We start from the raw sequence: 11,113 nt of genomic DNA on the forward strand, positions 1-11,113 counted from the left end.
TACGCCCTGCCCACCGACTCGTTCCTGAACTTCTTCAAGTCCTCGGCCGTGACGCTGAAGGTCGAAGGCCTGTACGTGAACCTCGACCGCGACAACGCCAACAACGGCGTGTTCGCGTACTCGAACTCCACCGGCCAGACCTACCGCATCAACACCAACTACGCGACCGCAACCTCGGGCTACACCAACCGTCGCTCCGACGAGTTCGTCGTCGTCCGCGCCGGCGTGAACTACAAGTTCGGCACCTACTAGGATCGGATGTCCGACGCTCCCTCGGAGCGTCGTCGATCCCGAGAGCCCGGCCGCGAGGCCGGGCTCTTTTGCGTTCGAGGGCGGAGTTCGATCCGCGCGGATGCATCCCGAAAGGCAAAGTTTGCGTTGAGCCCCTGACAAACGCCGGTGGCACCCCCATCTCTGACCCGCCCGCGCGGGTGGTGCATCCGCCGGCTGCCCCCAGGAGGACGACTCCATGAACAGCGAAGAACGCGACGTCATCGGCGGTATTTTCCAGCGCCTGGAGCAGGCTTCCAGCCAGCCCAGAGACGCGGAGGCCGAACGCTTCATTGCCGACAAGATCCGGGCGCAGCCCTACGCGCCCTATGCCATGGCGCAGCTGATCTACGTGCAGGAAGAGGCGATCAAGAGCCTGAACGAACAGCTCGAGCAACTGCGCCACGCGAACCAGCAGCAACCGCAGGGCGGCGGGGGCTTCCTGTCCAGCATCTTCGGCGGCGGCGCCTCGCGCCAGCCGGAACCGCAGCCGCAGCCGCGCCAGGGCGGCGCCTGGGGCAACCAGGGCGGCCAACAGCCGGGATACGGGCAGCCGCAACCCGGCTACGGCCAGCAGCAGCCGGGTTACGGCGGTCCGCAGCAGGGCGGTCCATGGGCCGGCCAGCAGGCGGCGCCCGCCCGTGGTGGCGGCTTCATGGCCACGGCCCTGCCGATGGCGGCGGGTGCGGCGGGCGGCATGCTCCTCGGCAGCGCGCTCTCGAACGCCTTCGCGGGCGGACATTCCTCGCTCGGCAGCGCCGCCGCGGCGGGTCTCGGCGGCGGAGCCCCGAACATCACCGAGAACAACTTCTTCGGTGGCGGCAATGACGATCTCGGCGCGGCGCTGGGCGGGGGCGATGGCCTCCAGGACGCCTCGTTCGACAACGATCCCGGTGGTGATTTCGGCGGCGACCTCGGCGGTGGCGGGGACGACAACTGGGTCTGATCGCGGTTCGGGCCGGCGCCATGTTCCATGGCGCCGGCTCTCACCTCAGAGCACTTCGACGCGCGTACCGACGGGGGTGCGCTCGTACAGGTCGATGACGTCCTCGTTCATCATGCGGATGCACCCGGACGACACGTTCTGGCCGATGGTATGCGGCTCATTCGTGCCGTGGATGCGGTAGAGCGAGGAACCGAGATAGAGCGCGCGAGCGCCGAGCGGATTTCCGGGGCCGCCCGCCATGTGGCGCGGGAGATCCGGCCGACGGCGCACCATCTCGGGCGGCGGCGTCCAATCCGGCCATTCCCGCTTCTGGCTGATCGTCTTCAGCCCCGACCAGGCGAAGCCGGGGCGCCCGACGCCGATGCCGTAGCGGATGGCTTGGCCTCCGGGCTGGACGAGATAGAGAAACTTGGCCGGCGTATCGACCACGATGGCGCCCGGACGCTGCGGTCCATCGTAGGCGACGACCTGACGGCCGTAGCGCGGATCGGGCGCCCGCGCGATGGTCTCGACGGCAGGCTCGACCGCGCGAGGCTGCGGGAGGGCCGCGAGGCGCACCCGAGCCGCGGGCGCCGGCGTCGCGGGCGCATAGGCGATCGGGGGTTCCCGCTCCTCCGGGACGCGCTCGCCGGAGTGCAGCATGCGCGGACTGCCCGGTCCACCATAGCCGTAGGGCGAGGCGTGACGCGGCGGAACTCCGGCATCGGCGAGCGGAATAGGTCCGCCCCGCACCGGAACCGCCTGGCGCGGCGCACGGTCGTCGCTCATCAGGAACTCGATGAAACCGCCGCCATAGGCGCCGGGACGCGCCGGCCCCGCCGATTGCGCCTGCGCGCCCTGCCCCGCCAACCCCGCCGCCACGCAGGCGACAGCCACGCACCAATCGAACCGCATGCTCGTCAACGCTCCACGTCGGACCGAACCCGCTGGCGGGGTCGGCACACCGGCAGGATCGGGCGCGCTCGACAGTGGAGGGTGAAGGAACGTGATGAATCGTTTCTCTTGATGCCGCTGCGAACAGCTGCGCGGATTCAGCGTGAACGGTCGGTAAAGGTTGCCGGAGCGTTGCCGCGTTCAAGAAATCGCAATGAGTTCCCTTCACCATCGGCTCGCTTCACTCCTGCCGGCTGATCGCAACCGATGACCATGAAACGTTACCGCATCGAGGACAGCCTCGGTCTCGCGAGCCCTTCCGTCGCGACCGAAACCGCGGTCTCGGCGGAGGCGGTCAGTCTCAGCAACAAGCGCCTCGACGAAATCCTGTCGGCGATCCAGGACCTGCGGAAGGTCACGCAGACGAGCACCATCGAAACCGTCGAGGCCTGCCGGAGGGAGCTGAACGAAGCCTTCGCCATGCGCTCCGAACTCGACGTGATGAAGGAGGCGATCACCCGCACCAAGCAGGAGATCGCCACGCTCTATCGCTCGGAGAACACCGGCAAGGGCATGCGCCGGGTCGCCGGCGAACTCGACGCCGTCGTGGATTCCACCGAGCGCGCCACCAGCACGATCCTGGGCGCGATCGAGGAGATCGAGACCAACGCCAGCATGCTGCGCGCCATGACCACCACCATGGCGGGACGTGAGAACATCGACGCGATCCTCGAGCGCGTCGTCATCGCCTTCGAGGCCTGCAACTTCCAGGACCTCACCGGCCAGCGCATCAACAAGATTGTCGGGGTGTTGAAGTTCATCGAGGAGCATCTCGACCGGATGATCGGGGCCTGGGGCGGCCTCGACAGCTTCAGCGATCTCCTCGGCGCCACGCCCGGCAAGATCGATATCGACGACGAGTCCTCGCTGCTCAACGGACCGAAGCTGGCCGACGATATCGGCCATGTCGACCAGGGCGACATCGACGCCCTGTTCGATTGAGGCGGCCGGGCGCCCTTCCCTCTCCAATCCCCGAGGCTTAAGTCAGCGGCATGAGCCGCGCCCCCGCGAAAGCCCCGTCTTCGAAAGACCTGCCGCCGGACGGTTTCGACGATCAGGACGCGTTCCAGGACGACGCGTCCGAGGAATCTCACGCGCACGCGGAGGCGGACGACGCCCCCGAGATCGATTTCGATTTCGAGGACGGCGCGGTCAAGGCCGGCACGGAGGTGATCCGGCGCTTCTGGACGACCCTGCCGACGTCGCCGGGCGTCTACCGGATGTTCGACGACAAGGGCGACGTGCTCTACGTCGGCAAGGCGAAGAACCTGAAGGCTCGGGTCGGCTCCTACGCGCGGGGCCAGGCGCATTCGAACCGCATTGCCCGCATGATCTCGCAGACGGCGGCGATGGAGTTCGTTACCACCGCCACCGAGACCGAGGCGCTCCTCCTCGAGGCCAACCTCATCAAGCAGTTGAAGCCGCGCTTCAACGTCCTGATGCGCGACGACAAGTCGTTTCCCTACATTCTGGTCACGGCCGATTCCGAGGCGCCGCAGATCATCAAGCATCGCGGCGCGCGCCGCCGGAAGGGCAGCTATTACGGCCCCTTCGCCAGCGTCTGGGCGGTGAACCGCACCGTGAACGCGCTGCAACGCGCGTTCCTGCTGCGCACCTGCACCGACAGCTACTACGAGAACCGCACCCGGCCCTGCCTGCTCTACCAGATCAAGCGCTGCTCGGGCCCCTGCACCGGCGAGATCGACCTCGCCGATTACAGGGGCCTTGCTGACAACGCGAAAAGCTTCCTCGCAAGCAAGTCGAACGCCGTGAAGGACCGCATGCGCGAGGAGATGCAGGACGCCTCGGAGAAGATGGAATTCGAGCGCGCGGCGCGCTTTCGCGACCGTATCGCCGCGCTCTCGGCGATCCAGGGGACGCAGGGCGTCAACACCCAGGGTGTCGAGGAGGCGGACGTCTTCGCCCTCGACGAGCAGGCCGGGCAGTTCTGCATCGAGGTGTTCTTCTTCCGCAACTTCCAGAACTGGGGTAACCGCGCCTACTTCCCCAAGGCCGATCGCTCGATGACCGCCGACGAGGTGCTGGCCTCGTTCATGGGCCAGTTCTACGACGACAAGCCGGCACCGCGCCTCGTCCTCGTGTCCCACGTCATCGAGGATGCCGAACTGCTGGCCGCCGCCCTGTCGAGCCGGACCGAGTACCGGGTCGACATTCACCAGCCGCAGCGCGGCGAGCGCAAGAACCTCGTCGAATACGCCCAGCGCAACGCCAAGGAAGCGCTCGGGCGGCGCCTCGCCGACACCGCCTCGCAGGGCAAGCTCCTCGTCGCCCTCGGGCAATCGTTCGGATTGGCGTCGGCACCCCGGCGCATCGAGGTCTACGACAATTCGCACATCATGGGCACGAACGCGGTCGGCGGCATGATCGTGGCCGGCCCGACGGGCTTCGCCAAGCAGCATTACCGGACCTTCAACATCAAATCCGAGGAGCTGACGCCGGGCGACGATTACGGGATGATGCGCGAGGTGCTGCAGCGCCGCTTCAAGCGCCTCGTCAAGGAGAACCCGCGCACCGAGGGCGAGGCGGCCATCGCCGCGAGCGAGGGCGGCGCGGCGGAGCCCGTGCCCGAGGCGCCGCCCGAGAGCGACACCCTGCCGGCCTGGCCCGATCTCGTGCTCATCGACGGCGGCAAGGGTCAGCTGGACGCCGCGCGCACGGCCCTGGAGGAGATCGGCGTCACCGACGTGGCCCTGGTGGGGATCGCCAAGGGCCGCGACCGGGATGCGGGGCGCGAGACGTTCTTCGTGCCCGGGCGCCCGCCCTTCAAGCTGCCGCCGCGCGATCCGACCCTCTACTTCGTGCAGCGCCTGCGCGACGAGGCGCACCGCTTCGCCATCGGAACCCACCGGGCCAAGCGCAAGCGCGAGATGATCAAGAACCCCCTGGACGAGATCGCGGGAATCGGGCCGAGCCGGAAGCGCGCGCTGCTCCACCATTTCGGGACCGTGAAGGCGATCCAGCGCGCCGCCTTCGAGGATCTGGCGAAGACGCCGGGGGTCAACGCTGCCACCGCGCGGGCGGTCTACGACTTCTTCCACACCCATGCGTGAGGAGAAGGATCTCGCGGGGCGGTTGACCCCCAACCCGGCGCATGGTTTCACGCCTGCGATGAATCCCGCCCTCACCCGACGCCGGTCGCCCGCCTGGACGCTGGCGAACTGCCTGACCTACGGGCGCCTCGTGGCGGTCCCGGTGGTGGTCGCCCTGCTCTACTGGCCGACCGAGCCGAGCGCGCGCTTCGGAGCCCTCGGCATATACGTCCTGGCGGCGATCACCGACTACCTCGACGGCTACGTGGCGCGGACCTACGATCAGAGTTCGGCGCTCGGGCGGATGCTCGACCCCATCGCCGACAAGCTCCTCGTCGCGGCCTGCCTGCTCATGCTGTCGGCCGACAACACGATCCATGGCTGGACCCTGTGGGCCGCCATCGTGATCCTGTGCCGCGAGATCCTGGTCTCGGGCCTGCGGGAATACCTTGCCGAGCTGAAGGTCGGCGTGCCGGTGAGCAAGGTCGCCAAGTGGAAGACCACCCTCCAGCTCATCGCCATCGGCTTCCTGGTGGCGGGTCCGGCCGGGGAGAGCATCCTGCCGGGAACGATCCAGGCCGGCACCCTGCTCCTGTGGATCGCCGCCGCGCTGACGCTCTACACCGGCTGGGACTACATGCGGGCCGGCATCAAGCACGTCATCGACGACCCGCGCTGAGGAAAGCCACCGCGATGAAGCTCGTCTATTTCGCCTGGGTCCGCGAGCGCGTCGGCAAGGCCGAGGAGAGCGTCGAGCTGCCGGCCGATCTCGTGACGGTCTCCGATCTCGTCGGGTGGCTGCGTGGCCGGGGCGAGGAATACGCCCACGCCTTCGAGACCACCGGCATCGTGCGCGCCGCCATCGACCGGGTCCATGCCAAGCCGGACGCGCCGATCGCGGGCGCATCCGAGATCGCGTTCTTCCCACCGATGACGGGCGGCTGACCGCCCGCCCTCACCGCTTCGATAGGGCCGCCGTGAAGGCCGAGACGTTGTTGCGCATCATCGCCACGTAGCTCGGCGCCGGACCGTCCGGCCCCGAGAGCGCGTCGGAATACACCTTGCCGCCGATCGCCGCGCCGCTCTCACGGGCGATCTGCTGCATCAGGCGGGGATCGACGATGTTCTCCAGGAAGACGGCCGGGATCTTCTCCTGGCGGATCTGGCGGATGATCCGGCCGACATCGCGCGGGCTCGCCTCGCTGTCCGTCGAGACGCCCTGCGGCGCGATGAAGGTGAGGCCGTAGGCGGCCGTGAAGTAGCCGAAGGCGTCGTGCGTGGTGATGACCCGGCGCTGCGCCTTCGGGATGGCGCCGAGCGCCGCCCGCACATCCGCGTCGAGCGTGTCGAGGGTGGCGAGGTAGGCCTTGGCGTTGTCGGCATAGGTCGCGGCGTGCTCGGGATCGATGCGCACCAGGGCATCGCGGATGTTGCTGACGTAGATCTTCGCGTTGGCGACGTTCTGCCAGGCATGGGGATCGTCGTGGTGACCATGCGCGTGACCATGGCCGTGGTCGTCGTCCTCGACCTCGATCGGCCTGATGCCGGTGGACGCGACGACCACGGGCGCCTTCGTGCCGGACGCCTTGATCAGCCGGTCGATCCAGCCTTCCAGGCCGAGGCCGTTGACGACGACGACTTGGGCATCCGCCAGGGTCCGGGCATCGCTCGGGGCGGGTGTGTAGCCATGCGCATCGGCGTTCGGCTGGACCAGATTCGTGACCGCGACGCGGTCTCCGCCGACCTGGGCCACAAGGTCGCCGAGGATCGAGAAGGTCGCGACCGCGCGGATCTTGGTCTCGGCGGCATGCGCCGGTCCGAGCAGACCGAGGAGGAGCGCGAGCGCGGCGGGCAACGGGAGGCGCCAGGACGGCATGGGAGAACCCTTTCGACGGACCCGGCAGTCCTTACTGTAACATTATCACATTTCCAAGCCTGACGGCTTTCGCTTGATCTCACGGGGATGCGGACGCAAACACCGCGCTACCTCAAGATCCGGACGTCGCGGCCCCGCGCCATCCGGCGGTCGCGGGCAGGCGAGAGCAGAGCAGCATGGCGCGCAGGGCGCTTCCCAAGAGCGACATCCTCCCCCTCCTCGCCAGGGTCTGGCGGGAATGGCTGCGGCCGCATAGGGCGACCCTGCTGGTGGTGCTGGTGCTCATCGCCATCGTGGGCGTGGCCACCGGCCTCTACCCGACGCTGATCAAGCTCGCCTTCGACGCCTTCGACAAGAAGGATCTGGCAGCCCTCGCCTACGCGCCCGTCATCGTCATCGCGATCACGTCGATCCGGGGCTTCGCGCTGTTCGGCCAGACGGTCCTGACCAACCGGGTCGTCACCCGCGTCGAGGCCGACATGCAGGCGGCCCTCTACGGGCACCTCATCGAGTCCGACCTGGCGCAGATCGGCCGCGAGAGCCCGGCGGCCTTCACGCAGCGCTTCACCACGGATTTCGCCTTCATCAAGGAGGCGCTGACGCGCATCTCCACGGTGCTCCTGCGCGACGTCGCGATGCTGATCGCCCTGGTGGCTGCCCTGCTCTGGATGGACCCGGTCCTCACCCTGGTGGCCGGCGTGGTGGCGCCCTTCGTCGCCGGTCCCATCGGCCGCGTCGGCAAGAAGCTGCGCCGGGTCTCGACCAGCACGCAGGAGCGGATGGGCCTGACCGCGAGCCTCATCACCGAGAGCCTGCAGGGCGCGCGCATCGCCAAGACCTATGCCCTGGAGGGGTATCTCAAGGGCCGGGCGCGAGGGGCCTTCGAGGAGGTGCGGCGCCTCAAGATGAAGGCCGCGAACGCGCGCGGGCGCCTCGATCCGCTGCTGGAGATCGGCGGCGGTTTCGCGGTCGCCGCCGTGCTGGCCCTGGTGGGGCAGCGGGTGACCTCGGGGGACCGCACGGTCGGCGATTTCACCGGCTATGTCACGGCCCTGCTGCTGGCCTCCCAGCCGATCCGGACCCTCGGGTCCCTGAACGCCATCCTTCAGGAGGCCGGCGCGGCGCTGCAACGCTACTTCGCGCTGATGGACGAGGCTCCCCTGATCGGCGAGCGCGTGGGCGCGCAGCCGCTGCGGGTGACGGGCGGGGAAATCCGCTTCACCGGCGTGCGGTTCCGCTACCGCGCCGATGCACCGGCCCTGGAGGGCATCGACCTCACCGTCCCGGCCGGTGCCACGGTGGCGCTGGTCGGCCGGTCGGGCTCCGGCAAGTCCTCCCTCCTCAACCTTGTGCCGCGCCTCTACGACGTCACCGCGGGTGCCGTGAGCATCGACAGGCAGGACATCCGCGCGGTGACGCTCGCCTCGCTGCGCGCCTCCGTGGCGGTGGTCTCGCAGGATGTCGTGCTGTTCGACGACACCATCGCGGCCAATATCGGCTTCGGCCGCCCGGGCGCCAGCCGGGCCGAGATCGAGGCGGCGGCCGAGGCGGCGGCCGCGCACGGCTTCATCAGCCGCCTGCCCGAGGGCTACGACTTCCAGGTCGGCCCGTCCGGTGGGCGTCTCTCCGGGGGCGAGCGCCAGCGCATCTCCCTGGCCCGCGCCTTCCTCAAGGACGCGCCCATTCTCCTGCTCGACGAGGCGACCAGCGCGCTCGATTCGGAATCCGAGCGCCTGGTTCAGTCGGCTCTCCTGCGCCTGATGGCGGGGCGCACCACCCTGGTCATCGCCCACCGGCTCTCGACGGTGCGCGAGGCGGACTGCATCGTGGTGATGGAGGCGGGCCGTATCCTCGAGACCGGCACCCACGCGGCACTCCTCGCGACCGGCGAGGCCTATGCCCGGCTCCACCGGATGCAAGACTCCGACATACAAGGATCCGAGGCTTCCGAGGATGTCGGCCTGTCCGCCTGAGGGGACCGAGACCGGGCTCGTGCGTTGAGCCGTCCGAGGCGAAGATGGAGCACCCCATGCGATCGGAGCCGTTCGGTCGAACCCGGGCCGGCGAGGCCGTCACCGCCCACACGCTCGCGGCCGGAGGCGTGACGGTGGACATCCTCGATTACGGGGGCATCATCCGCCGCATCGAGGCGCCGGACAGGGCCGGGCACGCGGCGAACGTCGTCCTGGGCGCGGCCGATCTCGCCGGCTACGAGGCCAGCGACGCGCATTTCGGCGCGCTCATCGGACGCTATGCCAACCGCATCGCCCGTGGCCGCTTCACCCTCGATGGCCACGATCACCAATTGCCGGCGAACGCGGGCCGAAACACCATGCATGGCGGACCGGAGGGGTTCGACCGCCGGGTCTGGCGCGTCGAGGCCCACGAGGAGCGCCGTCTCACCCTGGGCTACCGCTCACCCGACGGCGAGCAGGGTTTTCCCGGCACCCTCGACGTGACGGTGACCTATCGCCTCGATCCGGACGGGACGCTCGCGATCGACTACGCCGCCGTCACCGACCGTCCGACCATCCTGAACCTGACCAATCACAGCTACTTCAACCTCGCCGGCGAGGGCGCGGGCGACGTCCTCGGCCACGAGGTCGCCATCGCGGCGGACGGCGTGCTGGTGACGGATGCCGAGCAGATCCCGACCGGCGCGATCGCGCCCGTGGCGGGGACGCCCTTCGATTTTCGCACGCCGATCGCCCTCGGCGCGCGCATCCGCGACGCCCATCCGCAGATCGCCCTGGCCCATGGCTACGACCACACCTTCGTTCTCGCGGGCGACGGCACCCTGCGCGCGGTGGCGACGGCCCGCGACCGGACGAGCGGGCGTCGCCTCACCGTTTCGACCACGCAACCCGGGCTGCAACTCTACACCGCCAACATGCTCGACGGGACGGTGACGGGATCGGGTGGGACGCTCTACCGGGCCGGCGACGCGGTCTGCTTCGAAGCGCAAGGCTACCCCGACGCGCCGAACCATCCGGATTTTCCGAGCACCGTGCTCCGGCCGGGCGAGCGCTTCGCGGCGACCACGACCTACCGCTTCTCGGTCGATCCTTGAGAATCGCCGCTCGGGGAGACGCCACGTGACACTCGCCCTCTACGCCGCCGCCGCGCTCGCGGAGATCGGCGGCTGCTTCGCCTTCTGGGCCTGGGCGCGGCTCGGGCGCTCCGGCCTGTGGCTCCTGCCCGGCACCGCCGCCCTGATCCTCTTCGCCCTCCTCCTGACCCGGGTCGAGAGCGAGGCGGCGGGAAGGGCCTACGCGGCCTATGGGGGTGTTTACATCGCCGCGTCGCTGCTCTGGCTCTGGATCGCCGAGAGCCAGCGGCCCGATCGCTGGGACATGACCGGCGCCGCGATCTGCCTCGTCGGCGCGGCGGTGATCCTGTACGGGCCGCGCGCCTGAGCGACAGGGTCTCCGCTTCGATCGAGCGGCGACAGGATCAGCCCTGGTGCGCGTCCGGCTCGATCAGGATCTCGCGCTTTCCGGCGTGGTTGGCCGGGCCGACGATGCCCTCGACCTCCATCCGCTCCATCAGGGAGGCAGCGCGGTTGTAGCCGATCTGAAGGCGGCGCTGGATGTAGCTGGTCGACGCCTTCTTGTCGCGCAGGACGACCTGGACGGCCTGATTGTAGAGATCGCCGCCGGCCTCGCCGAAGCTGCCCTGGTCGAAGACCGCGCCGTCCACCTCGATCTCGTCGGCGCTACCCTTGGCGCCCGCCGTGCCTTCCTCGTCGGCCGTGACGGCCTCGAGGTAGGAGGGCCGGCCCTGGCGCTTGAGGTGGGCGACCACGCTCTCGACTTCCGAATCCGAGCAGAACGGCCCGTGCACGCGCGTGGTACGCCCGCCGCCGGCCATGAACAGCATGTCGCCCTGGCCCAGCAGCTGCTCGGCGCCCATCTCGCCCAGGATCGTGCGGCTGTCGATCTTGCTGGTCACCTGGAAGGAGATCCGGGTCGGGAAGTTCGCCTTGATCGTGCCCGTGATCACGTCCACCGACGGACGCTGCGTGGCCATGATCAGGTG

General features: G+C 69.1%; 11 protein-coding genes and 1 pseudogene. 9 read left to right on the forward strand and 3 right to left on the reverse strand.

Features of this window, described 5'->3' with window-relative positions; all coding sequences use genetic code 11:
• Positions 1 to 252 (forward strand): annotated as a pseudogene (locus MKK54_RS11005) (porin family protein); the annotation flags it as partial.
• A 217-nt stretch (positions 253 to 469) separates the two neighbouring features.
• Positions 470 to 1,216, forward strand: a complete 747-nt coding sequence (locus MKK54_RS11010) for a DUF2076 domain-containing protein (RefSeq protein ID WP_244010837.1) — start codon at positions 470 to 472, stop codon at positions 1,214 to 1,216.
• Between the two features lie 45 nt (positions 1,217 to 1,261).
• Here MKK54_RS11010 and MKK54_RS11015 read toward each other — a convergent pair whose 3' ends face one another.
• Entirely contained in the window at positions 1,262 to 2,110 is an 849-nt protein-coding gene (locus MKK54_RS11015) for a L,D-transpeptidase (protein ID WP_244010838.1), read from the reverse strand.
• A 246-nt stretch (positions 2,111 to 2,356) separates the two neighbouring features.
• Here MKK54_RS11015 and MKK54_RS11020 point away from each other — a divergent pair, with 246 nt between their 5' ends.
• From MKK54_RS11020 to moaD, 4 genes are read left to right on the forward strand one after another with little or no spacing between them, the layout of a single operon-like run.
• Positions 2,357 to 3,091 carry a protein phosphatase CheZ gene (locus MKK54_RS11020; RefSeq protein WP_244010839.1) on the forward strand — a complete coding sequence of 245 codons (735 nt, stop codon included), beginning with the start codon at positions 2,357 to 2,359 and terminating at the stop codon, positions 3,089 to 3,091.
• 50 nt (positions 3,092 to 3,141) lie between these two features.
• Entirely contained in the window at positions 3,142 to 5,220 is a 2,079-nt protein-coding gene (uvrC, locus tag MKK54_RS11025) for an excinuclease ABC subunit UvrC (protein WP_244010840.1), read from the forward strand.
• Between the two features lie 58 nt (positions 5,221 to 5,278).
• Positions 5,279 to 5,878 carry a CDP-diacylglycerol--glycerol-3-phosphate 3-phosphatidyltransferase gene (gene pgsA, locus MKK54_RS11030; protein WP_244010846.1) on the forward strand — a complete coding sequence of 200 codons (600 nt, stop codon included), beginning with the start codon at positions 5,279 to 5,281 and terminating at the stop codon, positions 5,876 to 5,878.
• Positions 5,879 to 5,892: 14 nt separating this feature from the next.
• Positions 5,893 to 6,144 carry a molybdopterin converting factor subunit 1 gene (gene moaD / locus MKK54_RS11035; RefSeq protein WP_244010841.1) on the forward strand — a complete coding sequence of 84 codons (252 nt, stop codon included), beginning with the start codon at positions 5,893 to 5,895 and terminating at the stop codon, positions 6,142 to 6,144.
• Positions 6,145 to 6,154: 10 nt separating this feature from the next.
• Here moaD and MKK54_RS11040 read toward each other — a convergent pair whose 3' ends face one another.
• Positions 6,155 to 7,075, reverse strand: a complete 921-nt coding sequence (locus MKK54_RS11040; protein WP_244010842.1) for a metal ABC transporter substrate-binding protein — start codon at positions 7,073 to 7,075, stop codon at positions 6,155 to 6,157.
• A 176-nt stretch (positions 7,076 to 7,251) separates the two neighbouring features.
• Between MKK54_RS11040 and MKK54_RS11045 the strand changes: the two genes are divergently transcribed.
• Genes MKK54_RS11045 through MKK54_RS11055 form a run of 3 tightly spaced genes read left to right on the forward strand, consistent with a single transcriptional unit; the run spans position 7,252 to position 10,491 of the window.
• A complete protein-coding gene (locus tag MKK54_RS11045) occupies positions 7,252 to 9,048 on the forward strand; it encodes an ABC transporter ATP-binding protein (RefSeq protein WP_244010843.1) in 1,797 nt (598 codons plus the stop codon).
• A 56-nt stretch (positions 9,049 to 9,104) separates the two neighbouring features.
• On the forward strand, positions 9,105 to 10,145 hold the full coding sequence (locus tag MKK54_RS11050; protein ID WP_244010844.1) for an aldose epimerase family protein: 1,041 nt from the start codon (positions 9,105 to 9,107) through the stop codon (positions 10,143 to 10,145).
• Positions 10,146 to 10,170: 25 nt separating this feature from the next.
• Complete coding sequence (locus MKK54_RS11055; protein WP_244010845.1) at positions 10,171 to 10,491, forward strand: YnfA family protein; 321 nt, start codon at positions 10,171 to 10,173, stop codon at positions 10,489 to 10,491.
• A gap of 37 nt (positions 10,492 to 10,528) precedes the next feature.
• On the opposite strand, the gene MKK54_RS11060 is transcribed toward MKK54_RS11055, so the two are convergent.
• The coding region (locus MKK54_RS11060; protein ID WP_279597305.1) for a DNA translocase FtsK at positions 10,529 to 11,113 on the reverse strand (585 nt) is incomplete at its 5' end.

Source organism: Methylobacterium sp. J-068 (assembly GCF_022829445.1).
GTDB lineage: Bacteria > Pseudomonadota > Alphaproteobacteria > Rhizobiales > Beijerinckiaceae > Methylobacterium.